This window comes from Croceicoccus gelatinilyticus, assembly GCF_018398395.1.
GTDB classification, from domain to species: Bacteria; Pseudomonadota; Alphaproteobacteria; order Sphingomonadales; family Sphingomonadaceae; genus Croceicoccus; species Croceicoccus gelatinilyticus.
This window is the reverse complement of the sequence record NZ_JAHCBF010000002.1, coordinates 337,537-356,750: the sequence shown is the minus strand read 5'-3', so window position 1 is coordinate 356,750 and position 19,214 is coordinate 337,537. Positions and strand designations below refer to the sequence as shown.

General features: G+C 65.7%; 20 protein-coding genes. 13 read left to right on the top strand and 7 right to left on the bottom strand.

Features of this window, described 5'->3' with window-relative positions; genetic code table 11:
- Positions 1-25 precede the first annotated feature (25 nt).
- From KIH45_RS05540 to KIH45_RS05530, 3 genes are all read right to left on the bottom strand, one after another.
- On the bottom strand, positions 26-1,537 hold the full coding sequence (locus KIH45_RS05540; protein WP_213175008.1) for a type II and III secretion system protein family protein: 1,512 nt from the start codon (positions 1,535-1,537) through the stop codon (positions 26-28).
- Between the two features lie 62 nt (positions 1,538-1,599).
- Complete coding sequence (cpaB, locus tag KIH45_RS05535; RefSeq protein ID WP_213175007.1) at positions 1,600-2,598, bottom strand: Flp pilus assembly protein CpaB; 999 nt, start codon at positions 2,596-2,598, stop codon at positions 1,600-1,602.
- 102 nt (positions 2,599-2,700) lie between these two features.
- Positions 2,701-3,216 (bottom strand): A24 family peptidase, encoded by a 516-nt coding sequence (locus tag KIH45_RS05530; RefSeq protein WP_213175006.1) that lies wholly within the window; start codon positions 3,214-3,216, stop codon positions 2,701-2,703.
- Positions 3,217-3,332: 116 nt separating this feature from the next.
- Between KIH45_RS05530 and KIH45_RS05525 the strand changes: the two genes are divergently transcribed.
- From KIH45_RS05525 to KIH45_RS05515, 3 genes are all read left to right on the top strand, one after another.
- Entirely contained in the window at positions 3,333-4,301 is a 969-nt protein-coding gene (locus KIH45_RS05525; RefSeq protein WP_213175005.1) for an alpha/beta fold hydrolase, read from the top strand.
- The gene (locus KIH45_RS05520) at positions 4,298-5,407 is read left to right on the top strand and encodes an NAD(P)/FAD-dependent oxidoreductase (RefSeq protein WP_225899687.1); all 1,110 of its coding nucleotides are present in this window, start codon (positions 4,298-4,300) and stop codon (positions 5,405-5,407) included. The genes KIH45_RS05525 and KIH45_RS05520 overlap by 4 nt, the downstream gene beginning before the upstream one ends.
- A gap of 66 nt (positions 5,408-5,473) precedes the next feature.
- Positions 5,474-5,656 carry a YegP family protein gene (locus KIH45_RS05515; protein WP_066766357.1) on the top strand — a complete coding sequence of 61 codons (183 nt, stop codon included), beginning with the start codon at positions 5,474-5,476 and terminating at the stop codon, positions 5,654-5,656.
- Between the two features lie 7 nt (positions 5,657-5,663).
- Here the strand turns inward: KIH45_RS05515 and rnhA are convergent, their stop codons facing one another.
- Genes rnhA through ispH form a run of 3 tightly spaced genes read right to left on the bottom strand, consistent with a single transcriptional unit; the run spans position 5,664 to position 8,083 of the window.
- Entirely contained in the window at positions 5,664-6,104 is a 441-nt protein-coding gene (gene rnhA / locus KIH45_RS05510) for a ribonuclease HI (protein ID WP_213175004.1), read from the bottom strand.
- Positions 6,101-7,099, bottom strand: coding sequence for a homoserine kinase (gene thrB, locus KIH45_RS05505; protein WP_213175003.1), 999 nt, complete (start codon positions 7,097-7,099; stop codon positions 6,101-6,103). Before thrB ends, rnhA begins: the two co-directional genes overlap by 4 nt.
- Positions 7,100-7,105: 6 nt before the next feature.
- Positions 7,106-8,083, bottom strand: a complete 978-nt coding sequence (gene ispH, locus KIH45_RS05500; RefSeq protein ID WP_213175002.1) for a 4-hydroxy-3-methylbut-2-enyl diphosphate reductase — start codon at positions 8,081-8,083, stop codon at positions 7,106-7,108.
- 186 nt (positions 8,084-8,269) lie between these two features.
- Between ispH and KIH45_RS05495 the strand changes: the two genes are divergently transcribed.
- The 9 genes from KIH45_RS05495 to tatC all read left to right on the top strand — a co-directional run bounded on the left by KIH45_RS05495 (position 8,270) and on the right by tatC (position 16,020).
- Positions 8,270-8,929, top strand: coding sequence for a hypothetical protein (locus KIH45_RS05495; protein WP_066766349.1), 660 nt, complete (start codon positions 8,270-8,272; stop codon positions 8,927-8,929).
- A 385-nt stretch (positions 8,930-9,314) separates the two neighbouring features.
- A complete protein-coding gene (argS, locus tag KIH45_RS05490; RefSeq protein ID WP_213175001.1) occupies positions 9,315-11,075 on the top strand; it encodes an arginine--tRNA ligase in 1,761 nt (586 codons plus the stop codon).
- Positions 11,076-11,088: 13 nt separating this feature from the next.
- Positions 11,089-11,763, top strand: a complete 675-nt coding sequence (locus KIH45_RS05485) for an SPOR domain-containing protein (protein ID WP_213175000.1) — start codon at positions 11,089-11,091, stop codon at positions 11,761-11,763.
- Positions 11,764-11,862: 99 nt separating this feature from the next.
- A complete protein-coding gene (gene nagZ / locus KIH45_RS05480; protein ID WP_213174999.1) occupies positions 11,863-12,891 on the top strand; it encodes a beta-N-acetylhexosaminidase in 1,029 nt (342 codons plus the stop codon).
- A 16-nt stretch (positions 12,892-12,907) separates the two neighbouring features.
- Positions 12,908-13,756 carry a segregation and condensation protein A gene (locus tag KIH45_RS05475; RefSeq protein WP_213175368.1) on the top strand — a complete coding sequence of 283 codons (849 nt, stop codon included), beginning with the start codon at positions 12,908-12,910 and terminating at the stop codon, positions 13,754-13,756.
- Complete coding sequence (scpB, locus tag KIH45_RS05470; RefSeq protein WP_213174998.1) at positions 13,753-14,415, top strand: SMC-Scp complex subunit ScpB; 663 nt, start codon at positions 13,753-13,755, stop codon at positions 14,413-14,415. Before KIH45_RS05475 ends, scpB begins: the two co-directional genes overlap by 4 nt.
- Positions 14,416-14,445: 30 nt before the next feature.
- Positions 14,446-14,691 (top strand): twin-arginine translocase TatA/TatE family subunit, encoded by a 246-nt coding sequence (gene tatA, locus KIH45_RS05465; protein ID WP_213174997.1) that lies wholly within the window; start codon positions 14,446-14,448, stop codon positions 14,689-14,691.
- A gap of 47 nt (positions 14,692-14,738) precedes the next feature.
- Positions 14,739-15,218: a Sec-independent protein translocase protein TatB gene (tatB, locus tag KIH45_RS05460; RefSeq protein WP_213174996.1), complete on the top strand. Its 480-nt coding sequence runs from the start codon at positions 14,739-14,741 to the stop codon at positions 15,216-15,218.
- A gap of 4 nt (positions 15,219-15,222) precedes the next feature.
- Positions 15,223-16,020 carry a twin-arginine translocase subunit TatC gene (tatC, locus tag KIH45_RS05455; protein WP_213174995.1) on the top strand — a complete coding sequence of 266 codons (798 nt, stop codon included), beginning with the start codon at positions 15,223-15,225 and terminating at the stop codon, positions 16,018-16,020.
- Here the strand turns inward: tatC and KIH45_RS05450 are convergent.
- The gene (locus tag KIH45_RS05450) at positions 16,017-17,720 is read right to left on the bottom strand and encodes an amidohydrolase (protein WP_213174994.1); all 1,704 of its coding nucleotides are present in this window, start codon (positions 17,718-17,720) and stop codon (positions 16,017-16,019) included. The two genes, tatC and KIH45_RS05450, sit on opposite strands and share 4 nt — an antisense overlap.
- 58 nt (positions 17,721-17,778) lie before the next feature.
- On the opposite strand from KIH45_RS05450, the gene KIH45_RS05445 reads away from it, so the two are divergent.
- Positions 17,779-19,035: a threonine ammonia-lyase gene (locus KIH45_RS05445; protein ID WP_213174993.1), complete on the top strand. Its 1,257-nt coding sequence runs from the start codon at positions 17,779-17,781 to the stop codon at positions 19,033-19,035.
- The last annotated feature ends 179 nt before the right edge of the window (positions 19,036-19,214 follow it).

Below are 19,214 nucleotides of genomic sequence, written 5' to 3'. Positions count from 1 at the left end.
GTCATCTACCTTGCTCCTCGGCAAATCAGAACGAGAACCCGGGGTTCGAACCGGTCGCATCGGCGCTGCGAACCGGCTGGTTCGACGGCGTGGCCGGTGCGGGCGAAGCGGCGCTGATGCCGGGGCTTACCTGCGTGTCGACGGCAGTGGGCATCGGGCGCTTGATCCCTGTGTCCTTGCTCCACTTGTTAAGCAGCAGGCGCTCGATCTCGCCGGGGGTGGAGTAGCCGTCGGTCGGGAGGACGATGTCCTTCGCGTCGACCGGCTTCACCAGGTACGGCGTCACGACGATGACCAGCTCGGTCTCGCCCTTGCGGAACGAGTTGGAGCGGAACAGGTTGCCCAGGATCGGGATGTCACCAAGGCCCGGGGTCTTGTCGATCGTCGAGTTGTTGAAGTTCTGCAGCAGGCCGGCGATCATGAAGCTCTGACCGGAGCCGAGCTCGATCGTCGTTTCCGCGCGGCGCACGGTAAGGGCCGGGACCTGCACGTCGCCAAGCGTGATGGCGCCCGAGCTCGACAGTTCCGAAACTTCCGGACGGACACGGACCGAAATGCGGCCATTGGCAAGCACCGTCGGAGTGTACGAGAGGCTGACGCCGTACTTCTTGTACTCGATCGCGGTCGAACCGAGGCCGCTGCTGATCGGGATCGGGTATTCGCCGCCCGCCAGGAAGTCGGCCGTCTCACCCGAAAGGGCGGTCAGGTTCGGTTCGGTGATCGTGGTGACGAGGCCTTCGGTCTCGCCGACGTCGAGTGCGCCTGCAAGGTCGAGGCCGAGGAACTTGCCGACACCGCCAAGGGTGGTGGCAGCGCCCTGACCGATCAGGGTCGAGCCGCCAGCGGTCGAGCCGCCGGTGAACAGGCCGGAACCGACCGTCCACTCGGGCAGGAAGTCACCGCGGCCCTGCGCAACGCCGAACTTGAAGCCGTCGGTACCGTCGTAGGTGTTGACGCTGGCATTCAGCACGCGGACGAGCGAGCGGCTCACTTCGGCGAAACGGACGCGCAGGTTGACCTGCAGAGGCGTCGTCAGGCGCAGGCGGCTGATGACGTTGGTGCCTTCGCCGACGAAGGCGGAGACGAGGCGTTCGGCCTCGGCGGCGTCTTCGGGGGCGGCGACGGTGCCGGTCAGAAGAACCGTGTTGTTCATCGTCGCGGTCGTGATGTTCGCTTCCGGCATCGCCAGGCCCAGCATCTGGTCGATGCTGTCGATGTTGTTGCCGACGCGGACGTTGGCCGACCAGACGATGTTGCCTGCCGAGTCGCTGGCATAGACCGTGGTCTCGCCGGCCTTCTTGCCGAACAGGTAGATCTGGTTGGTGGCCTTGACCTGGACATCGGCGACGCTTTCGTCGGCGATGAAGATGTCGGTCATCCGGCCACTCACGTTGACCAGCTGGCCGCGTCCGATCGAAATGACGATGTCATTGGCCGGGCGGGCAGTCTGGGCCGTAGCAGTGGTGGCCGTTCCGGCCAGGCCCACGGGCGCCAGTGCGGTGGCGGCGAAGGCGATGCTGGCGAGCATGCGTTTCATCTTGGTTCCCCCCTGGGAATGATTGCTCTTGATCATGGTCCGCTTGTCCTTCTCGGGTGGGCTTAGCGGGCGACCGTGACGGCCTGGGTGGCGGCGCCGCGGCTGATCCGGACGACCGGACCGCTGGGCATGTTGGCGGGTCCGTCGGACTTGCCACCGCCGATGGCGACAGCCGGAGCCTTCGAGACCGGGCCATTGAAGCGCGACTGGAAGCGCGAGACGTCACCGCCGGTCTGGTAGGTCGTGCGACCTTCCTGCGGCTTGTTCATGGCGAGGCGCAGGATTTCTTCCTCTTCCTCGGCCGTGGCGCCATCGGGGACGACCACTTCGCCACGGGCGATGGCACGGTCGAGTTCGGCGCGGGTGTCGGCGAGCGGGCGCAGGGCCAGGCTCAGGGCACCCAGCTTCTGGGCGACGGCGATCTTTTCGGCGATGCGCGGAGTGGCTTCGATCGTGACGAGGCTGGTCTTCGTCACAGTCGTCTTGCCGTCCACGATGTTGCTGTCGGTGCGCTGGTCGGTGGCAAGGACGCGCAGGTTGCGCAGGACCGTTTCCGATGCCGAGAACGCTTCCTGGCCGCGGCCGCCGACGGCCTGCGTCAGAAGAAGGTCGACGCGGTCACCCGGGAAGATGAAGCCGGCAACGCCGGTCTTGGCCGAAACCGGGATTGTGACGGCGCGCATGCCGGGGCCAAGCGCCGCTGCAAGGAAACCGCGGTCACCAGGCATGACGAGCGCGCCCTGCGTGACGGGCTGGCCCGCCGTGATGGGGAAGCGCGAAACCGTGCCGAGCAGCTGGTTCATGTCGGCGCTGCCTTCGACGAAGTAGGCGTCCTGGACCATTTCCTTGGGCCACAGCTTGAACTGCAGCGCATCGGCCGTGATGATCGTGCCGATCGGCAGCTTGCGGGTTGCAACAAGAACGCGCGGGCCTTCCGGCTCGGCAGTGGCGGCAGCGACCGTCGGGGTCGCGTTACCTGCGAACATGGAGCGTGCCATCAGGGCGGTACCTACCGCCACGACGAGCGCGACAACCAGCAATATCATCTTCTTCTTGTCCATGGCTAAAGTCGCCCCTTCGTCATGTCCCTATGGATGGCCTTGCGATTCTGTCGGCTCACCCGCGTTGTCCCGCCAGACTCGCGGGCAATGGTTAAAATCAGGTCAAGACCACATGGAATTCGTGGTCAGCGTTTCGGAAGCCTGCGCGCCGTACTGCACGGCGAGCAGGGCAAGCATGCACAGCGCCACTGAAACTCCGTAGGGAATCTGTAGCTTTTCCGGTGCCTTACCGGCGCGCTGGGCCTTGCGATGACGCTTGATCATGAACACGGTAAGCACGCCGTTCACGATGCAAATCATCAGCATCAATACGAAAAATGCGGTCGGCGGCAGCCACAGCGCGATCGCGGTCAGCAGCTTTACGTCCCCGCCGCCCATCTGGCCGAAACGGAACATCAGCGCGCCGAAGAAGAACATGCCGACGGCCAGCGCGACCTGCACCGCGACGCCCGGCCAGATCGACAGGCCCGATGCCCACCAGAAGACAGGTGCGAACGCCGCGACGGCAAAGGTCAGCCGGTTCGCGATGCGGCGCGAACGAATGTCGGTGAAAGCGGCGTAGACCACTGCGATTGCCAATCCGGCGAGCAGTCCGTAAGTGACCAGTGCGGCGTCCATTGCGGCCCCTTCGCTGCGTTGAGAAAATTTACCTTGCTGAGGGCCGGTCTAGGCAGGATGGCTTACCAAACAGTAACCAAGCCGAAGGGTCTTGCGCCTGAGGTCGCCGCGCAGGGATGACCGGCACGCCTGCCAATCAGACACCTGCTGACGCGCGCCGCGCCATTCCAGACGCCGCAACCGAATCGACGTGGGAAGCGCCCGATGGGCACGTGCTGCGCCGGATCGACTGGCCAGCAGGCGGCGGAGGACACGATCGCGGATCGCTGCTGTTCATGCCGGGCCGCGGCGACGCCTACGAAAAATACCTCGAGACGCTGCAGCACTTCTACCTCCAGGGCTGGAAAGTCACGGCACTCGACTGGCGCGGGCAGGCCGGGTCCGGGCGGCTGGGCTTTGACGAGACGACCGGCCATGTCGAGGATTTCGCCCACTGGGTCGACGATCTCGCCGCCTTCTGGGCGGAATGGGAAACGACTCACGAAAAGCCGCGCGTCATCGTCGGGCATTCGATGGGCGGGCATCTCGTCCTGCGCACGCTGACCGAAAAGAGAATCGATCCTGCCGCCGCCGTGCTCGTCGCGCCGATGCTGGGCTTTGCAGGCGTGCCGCTGCCCTACTGGCTGCTGCGTGGCTTTGGGCGGCTGCGCGCCAGCATGGGCGACCATCGTCGCCCGGCGTGGAAGTGGAGCGAGAAGCCCGGCGCGCTTCCGGCGGGAAGGCAACACCTGCTGACGCACGATGCCACGCGCTATGCGGACGAGAGCTGGTGGCGTGAAATACGGCCCGAGCTGGTCATGGGACCGGCAAGCTGGGGCTGGCTGGAGCAGTCGGTGATCTCGATGCGCAAGGTCATGGCGCCCGATGCGCTGGCCAAAGTGACGCTGCCGGTGCTGCTGCTTTCGACCTCGGCCGACCGGCTGGTCTCGCCCCGCGCGATTCGCAAAGCGGCGAAACTGCTGCCCGATGCCGAATTGTTCGAGTTCGGCCCCGAATCGGCGCACGAGATCCTGCGCGAGGCCGATCCGGTGCGTGACAGGGCGCTCGATGCGATAACCCGCTTTTTCGACGAGAATGCCCGATGACTGCCCCGATGACTGCCAAGGCCGATATCGCCATCGTCGGAGCAGGGATGGCGGGCGCCAGCCTTGCCGCAATGGTCGCGCCCCATGCGCGTGTCATCCTGCTGGAGGCGGAGGATCGCCCCGGCTATCACGCCACGGGTCGTTCCGCCGCATTCTGGGAAGAGACTTATGGCGGGCCGGGCGTATTCCCGCTGACCTTCGCGTCGGGGCCCTATCTTCGCGAGCACGGCTTTCTCGGCCGGCGCGGCGCGCTCAACATCGGACGCGAGGAAGATCGCCACAAGGTCGAGGCTTTCGTTCGCAACTTCGCCGATCTCGGCGCTGGCATCGAATTGCTTGAGCGCGAGGCGATGGAGGCGCTGGTGCCCGGCCTCCTGCCTGGATGGACTTGCGCCTCGTGGGAGCCGGAATGCTCGGACATCGACGTTGCGGGCCTGCATGCCCATTATCTGTCGCTGGCGAAGAAGGCCGGTGCGCAGGTCCTGACAAGGGCAGGATTGCTGTCGGCCGAGCGTGAAGGCGAACGCTGGACGCTTTCGCTGGCTGACGGCAGCACGCTGAACTGCGACACGATGGTCAATGCCGCCGGTGCCTGGGCCGACGAGGTCGCGCAGATCGCCGGAGCCCGACCGCTGGGCATCACGCCGCTGCGCCGCACGGTCGCGCAGCTTCGCACTTCGCCTGCCGTCCCTGCGGACATGCCGCTGGTGCTCGACATCAACGAACAGTTCTATTTCAAGCCCGAGAGCGGCCGCATCTGGCTCACCCCCTATGACGAGACGCCGAGCGAGCCTTGCGATGCCGCGCCAGAGGAACTCGACATCGCCATCGCGATCGACCGGATGGAACACGCGGTAGACTGGAAGGTCGAGGCGGTGGAGCGCAAGTGGGCGGGCCTGCGCAGCTTCGCGCCCGACCGGCTGCCGGTCTATGGCTTCGATACGGCATGCGAAGGTTTTTTCTGGTGCGCAGGGCAGGGCGGTTTCGGCATCCAGACCGCGCCTGCCGCCGCCGCGCTTGCCGCCTCGCTCCTTTTGGGCCGCGCGGTTTCGCCGATCGCGGACGGTATCGACCCCGCGCCATACGCACCGGGCAGGTTCGACTAAGCTACGGGGTTGCGCCCTCTTTTCGGCGCGTTAGGTTCGGCGCTCGCACAACAAGGGAGGCCGCACATGGCGCATCGTTTCGAAATCCGTAAAAACAAGAAAGGCGAGTTCGTCGCCTATTTCGTCTATAACAGCGAGACCATGTTCTGGACCGAGGGCTATTCCTCGAAGGCCAGCGCCAAGAACGCGATCGAATCGATCCTGAAGAACGGCCCGAATGCCGAAGTGGTCGACACCACGGTCGAATAATTGAATTTCAGGACGCGCTTGCCAGCAGCGCCTGCTCGCTGGCGAGGGCGTCCACACGCTCGTTCTCGGGGTGACCGGCGTGGCCTTTCACCCAGTGCCAGCGGATCGTGTGCGGGGCCGATGCTTCCAGCAGGTCGCGCCACAGGTCGTCGTTGATGACCGGCTTTTTCGCAGCGGTTTTCCAGCCGCGCCTGATCCAGCTGTGCACCCAGCTGGTAATCCCGTCGATCACGTACTTGCTGTCGGTGAACAGGTCGATCTCGCACGGGCGCTTCAGCGCGCGCAGCGCCTCGATCACGGCCATCAGTTCCATGCGGTTGTTGGTCGTGTGCTTCTCGCACCCCGAAATCTCGCGCTCGGTCTCACCCATGCGCAGCAGAGCGCCCCAGCCGCCGGGGCCGGGATTCCCCTTGCAGGCCCCGTCGGTATAGATCTCGATGCGGGTCACGCGAACGCTCCTGCACCCTCGCGCTTGTAGAAGTCGTAGCGGCGCAGAAACGCCAGCGGGTCCTTCTTCGTCACCAGCGCGTCGGCGGGCGTGAACAGCCAGTCGTAGGCGCGGGTCAGAAGGAAGCGCAGCGCCGCGCCCTCCGCCATGATGGGAAGGGCGGCGCGCTCCTCGTCCGAAAGCGGGCGCACCGCCTCGTATCCGCGCAGGATGGCATCGCCCACCGCGCGGTCGTGCCGCTTGCCGTCGCCGGAAAAGCTCCACGCCGCGTGAGTCACGGCGACGTCGTAGACCATGGGGCCGGTGCAGGCGAAGTAGAAGTCGATGAGGCCCGAAACCTTGTCGCCGACCAGCAGGACATTGTCGGGGAACATGTCGGCATGGATCACCGATTGCGGCAATCCGCGCGGCCAGCGGGCGATCACGTCCTCGACCGCTGCGGGCACGCCTTCCAGCGCGTCGTCGATCTCGCCCCAGCGGCCTTGGCAATCGGCGACAAAACCGCGCCATGCGGCATGGCCCATCGTGTTCTTACGCTGCGCCGGATAGTCCAGCGCGGCTAGGTGGATGCCCGCCAGCGCGCGGCCCACGGCCTCGGCCTGCGCCGGAGTCGGGTTGTCGGCGGATACGCCGGGCAGGAACTCGATCAGGGCGAGGTGCTTGGTCTCGCCGTCATCGGTCACGAATTCGCGGAAAGGCGCGCCGTCCACGTCGTGGATCGTGCGCGGCACCGGACAGCCGGCGGCGGATAGATGGTCGAGCAGGTTGAGGAAGAAGGGCAGCTCCCCGACCTCGGTCCGCTCTTCATAGACCGTCAGGATGAAACGTGCGCCGCTCCCGTCCTTGCCGCCCCCATCCTTGCCGGTCGTCTCGATGATCCAGTTGCTGTTCGAAACGCCTTCGGCGATGCCCTTGGCGCTGGTTAGCGTGCCGACGTCGAAGCGCGCGATCAGCGCGTCCATCGCCTCGGCCCCGATGCGGGTATAGACGGCCACCTGAAATCAGTCCTGCAGCTGGCGGGGCAGCTTGAACGTGATCCTTTCCTGCGCGGTGCGGACCACTTCTTCGGTCAGCGGGCGCAGCGCGGCGAGCCTGTCGACCACTTCGCGGACCAGCACTTCGGGCGCCGATGCCCCTGCGGTAAGGCCGATGGTGTCGACGCCTTCCAGCCATGCCGGTTCGATCTCCGACCCGCGCTGGACCAGCTTGGCGACAGAGCCCATGCGCTCGGCCACTTCGACCAGTCGCAGCGAGTTCGAGGAATTGGGCGCGCCGATGACGAGGACCAGCTGGCACTCGCCCGCGATCGCCTTGACCGCGGCCTGCCGGTTGCTGGTGGCATAGCAGATGTCCTCTGCCTTGGGCGCGACGATGTCGGGGAAACGCTGGGTCAGCGCCTCGATGATCTGCGCGGTATCGTCGACCGAAAGCGTGGTCTGCGAAAGATAGGCAAGGCCGGTCCCTTCGGGGAAATCCAGCGTCGCCACGTCCTCGACCGTTTCGACCAGAGTCATGCGGCCTTCGGGGACCTGTCCCAGCGTGCCGATGACTTCGGGGTGACCCTTGTGGCCGATGAACAGGATGTGCCGGTCATGCTCCACCTGCCGTTCGGCCTGGCGGTGGACCTTGCTGACCAGCGGGCAGGTCGCGTCCAGATAGTCGAGCCCGCGTTCCTCGGCATTGGCCGGAACCGATTTCGGAACGCCGTGCGCGGAAAAGACGACGGGGACGCCATCGGGCACTTCGTCCAGTTCCTCGACGAAGACCGCGCCCTTGGCCTTCAGCGAATCGACCACGAAGCGGTTGTGGACGATCTCGTGCCGGACATAGACCGGCGGGCCGTAGCGATCGATCGCGCGTTCCACGATCTCGATCGCGCGGTCGACCCCGGCGCAGAAGCCGCGCGGGGCAGCGATCAGCAGGCGCAGCGGCTTGTCGCTGGCAGGCGGGGCGGACTGGGTCACGGTTTGGTTCGGCATTGCGAGCCCCTTTAGCTCCCGTCGGGCGGCAAGGTAAAGCGCGCAGGGCCATTTCAGGCGCGCGGTAAATGCTGGAGAAAGGTTCGCGGCTTCAATCGTGGCCAGATTGCCGCAGCGCATTGCCCAACCGGCTCGTGCGGGCTAGGGCTGGCGCGCAATTTGCACAACGATGGGTTCTTGCCGACGATGACTTTCCGTATCCGCCCCGCCGCCGCGATCACGCTGGCCCTTGCCGCCGCCTCGCTGGGGGCCTGCAAGTCGGAAGGCGACATCGTCGTCAACCAGGGCGTCGGCATCACCGCGATCCGCTCGCTCTGCCCCGCGGTCGGCGTGCCCGATTACCTCGGCGACGTGACCACGTTCACGCAGGCAGGCGCAAAGACGCAATCCGCGCTCGACGTGACGGCGGTCATCACCAACGTGCGCCCCGCGTGTGACGAAAGCGGCGCGAAGGTCTATTCCGAAGCGACGTTTGATGTGCTGGGTACCCGCCGCGATGCAGGCGCTGCGCGCAGCGTCGAACTGCCCTATTTCGTTACCGTGCTTCAGGGCGGCACCGCCGTCGTGACCAAGCGCGTCGGCACCGTCCGCCTCGACTTTGCAGCAGGCGAGACCCGCGCCTCGACCACGGCCCGCGCCGGTGCCTATGTCGATGCGGCTGCTGCGACGCTGCCCGCCGACGTGCGCGAACGCATCACGCGCAAGCGCAAGGCAGGCGACATCGACGCGGCACTCGACCCGCTGGCCGATCCCGAAGTGAAGGCGGCGATCGCCCGCTCGACGTTCGAGATGCTGATCGGCTTCCAGCTGACGCAGGACCAGCTGGCGTATAACGCGACTAGGTGATTTTTTAGTCCCTCAGACGCCGGGCGCCGGGCATCCGCCCGGCTTGGCTTCGCCGCATAAGCGGCGGCGGCCGTTCGGCCTTGCGGGAGTCGCCTTCGGCGCCCCGATCCAGTTCTTACCTTTAGGTCTGGCGCAGTTCCGGGCGCGAAGCGACACCGGCAAGCGCGAACGCGCGCCCGAGCTTATGCGAGGATAGCCAAGGGGCCGGATGGCCCCGCCGGCGCTTGAGGCTAACAAACAATCCCGCGCCCGGCGCTTGAGGCCAAACAAAAATCCTCGGAGCCACTGCCCTTGTGCCCGGACATATCAAACTAACAATCCCACCTCCCGCGCTCCGCACGAACACACCTTCCACTTGGCCCCATGTTCGGCTAGGCGCGCGGCCATGACCGATATCGTTAAGTCCGAGACCAAGACCATCCACGGCGCGATGACGCGTGCCGTCGACAGCGCGCTCGATGCGCTCGTTTCCGCTGGCACGCTGCCTGCCGATCTCAACCGCGCCAATGTCGCGGTCGAACCGCCGCGCGATCCTTCGCATGGCGATCTTGCGACGAACGCGGCGATGGTTCTGGCCAAGCCTGCAAAGACCAATCCGCGCGCGCTGGCAGAGGCGCTGGTGGCCGAGCTTTCGGCGCACCCGGCAGTGAGCGAGGCGACGATCGCAGGTCCCGGCTTCATCAACATGCGGCTGGCGGGTGGCGCGTGGCGCGACGAGCTTGCCGCGATTGCCGAGCTTGGCGATGCCTATGGCCGCAGCGCGATGGGCGCAGGGCAGACGGTCAACGTCGAATATGTCTCGGCCAACCCGACCGGCCCGATGCACATGGGCCACTGCCGCGGCGCCGTCGTCGGCGATGCGCTGGCGGGCCTGCTGGAGTTCGCTGGCTTCGCCGTCGTCAAGGAATACTACGTCAACGACGCGGGCGCGCAGGTCCAGACGCTCGCCCGCTCGGTCCACTTGCGCTACCGCGAGGCGCTGGGCGAGACGGTCGAGATTCCCGAAGGCTTCTATCCCGGCGACTACCTGATCCCGATCGGCAAGGCGCTGGCCGAGGAATTCGGCGACGCCTACGTCGGCAAGCCTGAAAGCGAATGGCTCGCGCTGTTCCGCACCAAGGCGGTTGCCGCGATGATGGACATGATCCGCGACGATCTTGCCACGCTCGGCATCCGTCACGACCTGTTCTCGTCCGAGGCGGAGCTTCAGGCCGCGGGCAAGCCCGAGGCGGCAGAGGCGTTCCTGCGCGAGAAGGGCCTTGTCTATGACGGCATTCTCGAAGCGCCCAAGGGCAAGACGCCCGAGGACTGGGAACCGGTCGAACTGCCGCTGTTCCGCTCCACCCAGTTCGGCGACGATCAGGACCGTCCGATCAAGAAGAGCGACGGCAGCTGGACCTACTTCGGCGCCGACCTCGCCTATCACTACCAGAAGGCGCAGGGCGCGGATGCGCTGATCGACATCTGGGGTGCGGACCATGCCGGCACGGTCAAGCGCATCAAGGCCGCAGTTGCCGCCCTGACCGAGGGCGATGAAGGCGGGGCCAAGCCCTTCGACGTGAAGCTGGTTCAGATGGTGCAGCTTCTGCGCGACGGCGAACCGGCCAAGATGTCGAAGCGTTCGGGCAACTTCATCACGATCGCCGACATGGTCGATGAAGTGGGCAAGGACGTTGTGCGTTTCACGATGCTGACCCGCAAGCCCGAGGCGCAGATGGACTTCGACTTCGTGAAAGTCGTTGAGGCATCGAAGGACAACCCGGTCTTCTACGTGCAATACGCCCACGCGCGCATCTGCTCGACCTTGCAGAAGGGCGCGGACGCAGGCTTTGCGCCCAGCGCCGATCACCTCGACCTGCTGGGCGAGGAAGAGATGGATCTCGTCAAGGTCGCGGCCCAGTTCCCGCGCCAGGTCGAGGCCGCGGCGCGTGCCCGCGAACCGCACCGCATCGCCTTTTTCCTCGGCGATCTGGCGGCAGCTTTCCACGCCTACTGGAACATCGGCAACGACCGTCTCGACAAGCGTTTCGTCGTGGCCGACAATGCCGACCTTTCCGGCGCACGGCTCTATCTGGCCGAGCGTATCGGACAGGTGATCCGCAACGGTCTCGCCATCTTGGGTGTCGAGGCTGCGGAGCAGCTTTAAAGGGGTCGCGCACGTGAATAGCCAGGCAGGAGAAGCGGACGGCCGCCTCGCTTTGGAGGAGCCGGAAATGCGCCTGCCGTGGCTCGAATCGGCGGACGAGGATCTGGACGAGGGGCTCGACTGGTCCCGCATCGGCAAGTTTGCCGCGGTCGTCGCGCTGCTGCTGGTCATGGCCGCGATGGCCATCTTCGTCGCGCGCGAATATTTCAACCGCCCGCCCGAAGGTGACGGTTCGCTGATCGAGGCACCCGACGAACCCTATAAGGTGCGTCCCGCCGATCCGGGCGGCACCAAGGTCGCGGGCACCGGGGATACCTCCTACAAGGTCGGCGAAGGCGTCGACAACGAGGCAAGCCTTGCCCAGCCCGAGCCGACCGCCACGCCCGAGCCCACGCCGACCGCTTCGGCGCCCCCGACTCCGACACCGACCGCGACGCCCGAACCGCCGCTGACGGGAACGGCCGTGCAGGTCGGCGCCTATTCGACGGAGGCGGACGCGCGGAAGGGCTGGGATCTTATCCGCCAGCGTTACGAGCCGCTCAAGAACTACGACCGCCGCATCGTGCAGGGCCGCGCCGACATCGGCATCGTCTATCGCCTTCAGGCAGTCGCGCCCAACACCGCCGGAGCGTTTGCACTCTGCGACGACATGCGCCGCAACGGCATCGAGTGTCAGGTAAAACGGTAAGAGCCGACCGCCAGCCACATTCAGGTAGAACGTGAATCGGGGCATGATGGCGCTCTGCCCCTTGCGCTTGGCGGCGCCTTGGCCAAACCTTGCGAATCTATGACGCCATCGATTTTCGGCATGTCCGGCCTGACCCTGACCGACGCGGAGCGCGCCTTCTTTCGCGCTAGCGATCCGGCGGGGTACATCCTGTTTGGCCGCAACTGCGAGAGCGCTGCGCAGATGCGCGCGCTGACCGACGAACTGCGCGCGCTGCATGGGCGCGATGACCTGCTGATCCTGATCGACCAGGAAGGTGGCCGCGTCACGCGCATGAAGCCGCCCGTCTGGCCGAAATACCCGCCGCAGGGCGTGTTCGACCGGCTTTACGACGTCGCCCCGATCTCGGCGATGGAGGCTGTGCGCTGCAACGCCCGCGCCATCGGGCTGGATCTTGCCGAAGCGGGCGTTTCGTCGGACGCGCTGCCGCTGCTCGACGTGCGGCAGGAAGGCGCGCACGACGTGATCGGCGACCGCGCCTATGGTCACGATCCGGCCCGCGTCGCGGCGCTGGGGCGGTCGTGCCTTCAGGGGCTGGCCGATGCGGGCGTGGTCGGCATCGTCAAGCACATGCCCGGCCATGGCCGCGCGCTGTGCGACAGTCACAAGGACCTGCCGAAAGTCTGCGCGAGCGAGGAAGAACTCGCCACCGATCTCGCCCCGTTCGAAACGCTTAAAGATGCGCCCATGGCCATGAGCGCGCATGTCGTGTTCGAGGCATGGGACGCGGATCACCCCGCCACCCAGTCGGCCACGGTGATCGAGAACATCATTCGTGGGCGCATCGGGTTCGACGGCCTCTTGATGACCGACGATATCGACATGGAAGCCCTTTCGGGCACGATCCCCGAACGCTCTGCCGCCGCGATCGCGGCTGGCTGCGATGTCGTGCTCAATTGCTGGGCGAAGATGGACGACATGGAAGGCATCGCCGAAGTGCTGCCCGAAATGACTGCGAAAGCGCGCGAGCGGCTGGACGCGGCGATGAAAGGCGCGAACGTTGCCTGCCCCTTCGAACGCGCGGAAGAGCGCGAGGCCGCCATCGCCAAGCGTGACGAGCTTCTGGCCGCAGCAGGTGTGACTGCATGATGGGCCCGTTCGCATGATGGAGGGGGGCGGGGACGACGGTGCGCCATGGGGCACGCAGCCCCTCCCGCCCGCGACCCTGCCGCTTGACGAAGAGGCGTGGGAAGCCCGCGTCGACGATGCGCGGGACGATCCGGCCAAGCTCTATATCGACATCGACGGATACGAAGGCCCGCTCGACATCCTGCTCGATCTTGCGCGGCGGCAGAAGGTCGACTTGCGCCGGATCTCGATCCTCGAACTGGTCGACCAGTATCTCGAATTCATCGACCGCGCGGGCGAGATGAAGCTGGAGCTGGCCGCAGACTATCTCGTGATGGCGGCGTGGCTGGCCTACCTGAAATCCGCGCTGCTCCTGCCCAAGGAAGAGCAGGAAGACCCCAGCCCCGAGGAACTGGCCCTGCGGCTGCAACTGCGCCTCCAGCGGCTGGCCGCAATGCGCGAGGCTGCGGCGCGGCTGATGGCGCGGGACAGGCTGGGCCGAGACGTATTCGTGCGCGGCGAGCCGGAAGGACTGCGCGTCCTGAAGAAGCGGGCTTGGGAGTGCGAGTGGTTCGATCTTGTCCAGGCCTACGGACAGGTAAAGGCCCGAACCGCGCCTGTCGTTCACATGGTGCGCGAACGCATGGTCATGACGCTGGAAAGCGCGCTGTCCCGCGTATCGTCCATGCTCGGCGTCGCGATCGACTGGATGGAGCTGAAGCAGTTCCTGCCGCCCCATGCCGATCCGAAGCTGAAGAAATCGGCGCTCGCCTCAAGCTTTGTCGCCGCGCTCGAACTGGCGAAACAGGGCAAGGCGGAACTGGCGCAGGAAGAGACGTTCGGCCCGCTGCGCTTGCGTTCGATGAAGCGGGGTGAGGGGAAATGAGCGCGCCCGACGACCTGACCCGCGCGGTCGAAGCCGTGCTGTTCGCAGCCGAAAAGCCGATGACCCGCGACGAGATTTCGGAGCATCTCGGCGGCGCGGATGTGCGCGATGCGCTGGCCGATCTGGCCGATCATTACGATGGACGCGGTGTCAATCTCGTGAAGCGGGGCAAGCTCTGGCATTTCCAGACCGCTGCGGACATGGCGAACCTGCTGCGGCGCGAGCGCGAGGAAGTGCGCCGCCTGTCACGCGCGGCGACCGAGTGTCTTGCCATCATCGCCTATCACGAACCCGTCAGCCGCGCCGAGATCGAATCGATTCGCGGCGTGCAGACCGCCAAGGGCACGCTCGACGTATTGATGGAAGCGGGCTGGGTTCGTGCCGCAGGCCGCCGCGAAGTGCCCGGAAGGCCGGTGATCTACGCGACCACGGCCGATTTCCTCACGCATTTCGGGTTGGCGAGTCGCCGGGACCTGCCCGGTCTTGCCGAACTGCGCGCAGCGGGCCTGCTGGAGCCGGTCGAGGATGCGATGGAGCGCGAGCTTGACCTGCGCGCTGCAGAAAACGCTATCCAAAGCGCGGATTCGGGCGAAGAAACTACGCAAGAAGCGACAAACGACGACGCGGGGTCACTGGATATGGGCGACGAAAGCGCCTAGAGAGGGGCTGACCTTCAAGGAGAATCCCAAGTGAACGTTGGCCCCTGGCAGCTGATCATCATTGCCCTCGTTATCCTCGTGCTTTTCGGGCGCGGCCGGATTTCGGAAATGATGGGTGACTTCGGCAAGGGCATCAAGAGCTTCAAGCAGGGCATGAACGACGAAAGCGGCAAGGACATGGCCAAGGACCTGCGCCTTGAACAGTCCGCCGACGCCGCCCCTGCCGCTACCGAGACCAAGGCCGCCGCGCCTTCGGAAAGCGAGAAGAAGGCCTGATCGCCTCTTCGCGGCGCGCAATCGCGCCGCACCGGACCTGACCGCCCATGTTCGATATCGGCGCCACCGAACTCCTGCTCATCATCGTCGTGGCGGTCCTCGTCATCGGCCCGAAAGACATGCCCATGGCCCTGCGCACCGCGGGGCGCTGGATCGGCAAGCTGCGCAAGGTCTCCGGCCATTTCCGCGCAGGGCTCGACGCAATGGTGCGCGAGGCCGAGATGGAGGACATGCAGAAGGAGTGGGATCGCCGCAACGCGGAGATCATGAAGAAGCACCCCGACGCCAGCGCCGAGACCGGCAAGTTGACGGCGCACGCCTCTGCGGAAATGGAACCGATCGCGGACAAGCCCGACGCCAATGCTGAGCCTGCGCCTGCGCCTGCACCGGAAAAGGCGGAAGCGACGGTGGAGCCCGAAACGGAGGCAAAGCCGCTGGTGAAGGACGAGGCGCCGGAAGAAAAACCCGCGCCCGTTCGCGGGACGCTGCCCTTGTTTGAAGACATGGCCGACCGGGCGAAGGACTGAACCGGTGGCATTCAAGATTTCCGATCTCGACGAAACCGAAGCGCCGCTTCTCGAGCACCTGATCGAGCTGCGCACGCGGCTGTTCCGCGCGGTGATCGCGTTGATCGTCTGCTTTGCGGTTTGCCTGCCGCTGGCCGACAGGATTTTCGGCTACCTCGTCCGTCCGCTGACGATGGCCTTTCCCGAAGGGCAGGGGCGGCTGGTCTATACCAAGCTTTACGAAGCGTTTTTCGTGGAGATCAAGGTCGCGATTTTTGCGGCGTTCTTCCTGTCGTTCCCGATCATCGCGAACCAGCTTTGGGCATTCGTCGCGCCGGGTCTCTACGCGAAAGAGAAGAAGGCTTTCCTGCCCTTCCTGTTCGCCTCGCCGATCCTGTTCATCGCGGGCGCTTCGCTGGCCTATTTCATCGTGATGCCGACCGCGTTCAAATGGTTTCTCGGCTTCCAGGGCATGACCGGCGGTCTGCAGCAGGAAGCGCTGCCGGCGATGGGCGAATACCTCGGCCTCGTCATGCAGTTCATTCTCGCTTTCGGGATCAGCTTCCAGCTTCCCGTCCTGCTGTTGCTGCTTAACCGCGCCGGCATCGTCAGCCGTGAGCAGATGAAAAAGGCGCGGCGTTACCTGATCGTCGCGATCTTCGCCGTTGCCGCGATCATCACGCCGCCCGACATCGTCTCGCAGCTGATGCTGGCAGCGCCGCTGATCCTGCTGTTCGAGGGATCGCTGATCCTGATGTGGTTCAGCGACCGGAAGAAGAAGAACGAGGGCCCGCAGGTCCCCGCTGTGGTCGAGGACGCCTAGCGTTCCGAGGCAGGAGCCGCGACGTTGCCCTGCACCGACCACACCTTGCGTCCCGCGATCCACGTTGACAGCACGCGCCCTTCGCGAAGCTGCGCCGGAGCGGCCAGCAGCGGGTCCACCGTCACGAAGACAAAGTCGGCCCATTCGCCCACGGCCAGCGTGCCGAACTTGCCATCCGCGCCCATCGCGTAGGCCGCGCCCGCGGTATAGGCGGCCAGCGCCTGTTCGCGGCTGATCGCTTCCTGCGGCTGCCACCCGCCGAACGGTTCGCCATTCGCGTCCTGCCGCGTGATGGCATCGGCCAGCCCTTCGAACACGTCGGGAGCCTCGACCGGCGCATCAGACCCGAACGATAGCCGCGCTCCGCCCGCAAGGATTGAGCGCCAGGCATAGGCCCCTGCCAGCCGGTCGGGCGATAGCCGCGCCTCTGCCATAACGCGGTCGGATACCTGGTGATGCGGCTGCATCGAGGCGACGACGCCGAGGCTGCCGAAGCGCGGCAGGTCCGAAGGCTGCACGATCTGCGCATGTTCGATCCGCCAGCGCCGGTCGCCGGGGTAGTTGTCCTTCATCTCCTGCACCGCGTCGAGCACTTCGGCATTGGCGGCATCGCCAATCGCGTGAACGGCGACCTGGAAATCGTCCATCGCCGCGCGGCTCATCAGGTTGCGCAGCTGCGTGCCTGAAAGCATCTGCAGGCCGGTGTCGTCCGGCGCATCGGCATAAGGCGCAGAGAGCCACGCCCCGCGCGAACCCAGCGCGCCGTCGAGATAGAGCTTGAGGCCCGTCAGCTTCAGGCGGTCGCCATAGAGCCACGGCGTCGGGCCGGGGCCTGCAATCGTCACCATGTCCTCGACCCCGTGGGCGTAGGACACGACGCGCAGCTGCATCCGGCCGATATCAGCCTGCCGCCGCATCGACTGCCAGTCGAGCAGGGTCGTACCCATGTCGGCTACGGCGGTGATCCCGCGCTTCAGGAAGACGTCCTGCGCCTGAAGGAAAGCGATGTCGCGTTCCTCCGGCAGCGGGGCAGGCAGCTTTGCCTCCACCAGTTGCCGCGCGGAATCGACGAAAATGCCGCTGGGCTTATCGCCGGCACCGCGTTCTATGCGGCCGCCGTCGGGGGCCTTTGTCGCGGCCGTGATACCCGCCCGTTCCATCGCGGCGGTATTGGCCCAGCCTGCATGTTCGTCGGCGCGGACCAGCCAGACCGGGCGGTCGGGCACGGCGGCATCGAGTTCGGCGGCAGTGGGCAGGCGGCCAAGGCCCCAGCGGACCTCGTTCCAGCCGCGCCCGACGATCCACGGCTTGTTCGGATTGCGGCGGGCATAGTCGGCGATGCGGTTCAGCGCCTCTACCATGGTATTTGCGTCCGACAGGTCGAGCCCGATGGCGTTGAACCCCACGCGCGAGACGTGGACGTGCCCGTCGATGAAGCTGGGCAGCAGGACGCGGCCTTCGCCGTCGACGTGGTAGTCAGGGTCCTTGGGCAGCTTCGCACCGCGGCGGTAAAGTTTCTCCACCCGTCCGTCGTCATCGATCAGCATCGCGCCGAATCGCTCGACCGATCCGTCGGCATCGACGCGGATGCCATCGACATTGTCGACCAGCGTATCGGCACGGGCCGCGGGCGCGGCAATCGCGGCAAGAGCGGCAGTGGTGAGAACGAGATGGCGGAATTTCACGGTGCGACCAGTCATGGCGCAGGGCTTAAACGGCATTTCCATCGCGCGCCATATCCGATAGGGGCCGCATCATATGACACAGGACAGCTCAGCGACGACCGTGGCGGCCCAGACGGGCCTGCCCTTCAATGCGGATGACGTGCGGCAGGCGGCGACGAACATTGCCGGCCAGGTCGTGCGCACGCCCATTCTCTATTCGCAGACGCTGTCCAAGATTACCGGCGCGGACATCTGGCTGAAATTCGAAAACCAGCAGTTCACCGCCGCCTACAAGGAACGCGGCGCGCTCAATGCACTGCTGCAACTGAACGACGAACAGCGTGCCAAGGGCGTGATCGCGGCATCGGCAGGCAACCACTCGCAGGGGCTGAGCTATCACGGCACCCGCCTTGGCGTGCCGGTCACGATCGTCATGCCGCGCACGACGCCGACGGTGAAGGTCATGCAGACCGAGAGCGTGGGCGGCAAGGTCGTGCTGGAGGGCGAGACTTTCGACGAAGCCTATGCCCACGCCCGCAAGCTGGAAAAGGAACTGGGCCTCACATTCGTGCATCCCTTCGACGATCCGGTCGTCGCGGCGGGGCAGGGGACCGTGGGCCTCGAAATGCTGGACGATGTGCCCGAACTCGACACGCTGGTCGTGCCGATCGGCGGCGGCGGGTTGATCTCGGGCATTTCGACGATCGCGAAATCGATCAATCCTGACATCGAGATCATCGGCGTGCAGGCAAAGCTCTACCCGTCGATGTTCGCGCGCATCAAGGGCGGCGACCTGCCGTGCGGCGGTGACACGCTGGCCGAGGGTATTGCCGTTAAGGCACCCGGCGAGATCACGTCGCAGGTCATCAAGGAACTGGTCGACGACATACTGCTGGTGGACGAAGGCGCGCTTGAAAACGCGGTCTCGCTGCTGCTGCAGATCGAGAAGACGGTGGTCGAGGGTGCGGGCGCGGCAGGGCTTGCCGCCGTGCTCAGCCACCGCGAACGTTTTGCCGGGCGCAAGATCGGCCTCGTCCTGTGCGGCGGCAACATCGACACGCGCCTGCTGGCCAATGTGTTGCTGCGCGATCTGGCGCGTTCGGGCCGCCTCGCAAGGCTGCAGATCACGCTTCAGGATCGACCCGGCGCGCTGTTCAAGGTGATGCACGCCTTCGACCAGCACAACGTCAACATCATCGAGATCTATCACCAGCGCATCTTCACGACGTTGCCGGCCAAGGGCCTGATCACCGACATCGAGTGCGAGGCACGCGACCGGGCGCAGATCGATGCGCTGATCGCGTCGCTGACCAGCCAGGGCTATACCGTCCGCGAGGCGGAACTCGCCTGAGGGTAAACGCGTATAGGCTGCGACGGGGCGAGTTGACCGCCGGACGGGTTGGCCCGTTTTGTGTCAATTGGCCCCATCGTGGTTAATGGTCTTTAACACTTTCGCCTTGTGAGGCATAAGGATGGCACGCGTTCGGCGGCGGCTTTCCTGGTTCGCCCACCGGCGCAAGCGGCAGGATG

What these genes read in the sequence shown, in the direction of transcription:
- KIH45_RS05520 (WP_225899687.1), top strand. Translation starts at nt 4,298, where the DNA reads ATGACTGCCCCGATGACTGCCAAGGCCGATATCGCCATCGTCGGAGCA.
- argS (WP_213175001.1), top strand. Translation starts at nt 9,315, where the DNA reads ATGACCGATATCGTTAAGTCCGAGACCAAGACCATCCACGGCGCGATG.
- KIH45_RS05540 (WP_213175008.1), bottom strand. Translation starts at nt 1,537, where the DNA reads ATGAAACGCATGCTCGCCAGCATCGCCTTCGCCGCCACCGCACTGGCG.
- KIH45_RS05445 (WP_213174993.1), top strand. Translation starts at nt 17,779, where the DNA reads ATGACACAGGACAGCTCAGCGACGACCGTGGCGGCCCAGACGGGCCTG.
- KIH45_RS05495 (WP_066766349.1), top strand. Translation starts at nt 8,270, where the DNA reads ATGACTTTCCGTATCCGCCCCGCCGCCGCGATCACGCTGGCCCTTGCC.
- scpB (WP_213174998.1), top strand. Translation starts at nt 13,753, where the DNA reads ATGAGCGCGCCCGACGACCTGACCCGCGCGGTCGAAGCCGTGCTGTTC.
- tatB (WP_213174996.1), top strand. Translation starts at nt 14,739, where the DNA reads ATGTTCGATATCGGCGCCACCGAACTCCTGCTCATCATCGTCGTGGCG.
- nagZ (WP_213174999.1), top strand. Translation starts at nt 11,863, where the DNA reads ATGACGCCATCGATTTTCGGCATGTCCGGCCTGACCCTGACCGACGCG.
- KIH45_RS05515 (WP_066766357.1), top strand. Translation starts at nt 5,474, where the DNA reads ATGGCGCATCGTTTCGAAATCCGTAAAAACAAGAAAGGCGAGTTCGTC.
- KIH45_RS05475 (WP_213175368.1), top strand. Translation starts at nt 12,908, where the DNA reads ATGGAGGGGGGCGGGGACGACGGTGCGCCATGGGGCACGCAGCCCCTC.
- KIH45_RS05525 (WP_213175005.1), top strand. Translation starts at nt 3,333, where the DNA reads ATGACCGGCACGCCTGCCAATCAGACACCTGCTGACGCGCGCCGCGCC.
- KIH45_RS05530 (WP_213175006.1), bottom strand. Translation starts at nt 3,216, where the DNA reads ATGGACGCCGCACTGGTCACTTACGGACTGCTCGCCGGATTGGCAATC.
- cpaB (WP_213175007.1), bottom strand. Translation starts at nt 2,598, where the DNA reads ATGGACAAGAAGAAGATGATATTGCTGGTTGTCGCGCTCGTCGTGGCG.
- ispH (WP_213175002.1), bottom strand. Translation starts at nt 8,083, where the DNA reads ATGCCGAACCAAACCGTGACCCAGTCCGCCCCGCCTGCCAGCGACAAG.
- KIH45_RS05450 (WP_213174994.1), bottom strand. Translation starts at nt 17,720, where the DNA reads ATGACTGGTCGCACCGTGAAATTCCGCCATCTCGTTCTCACCACTGCC.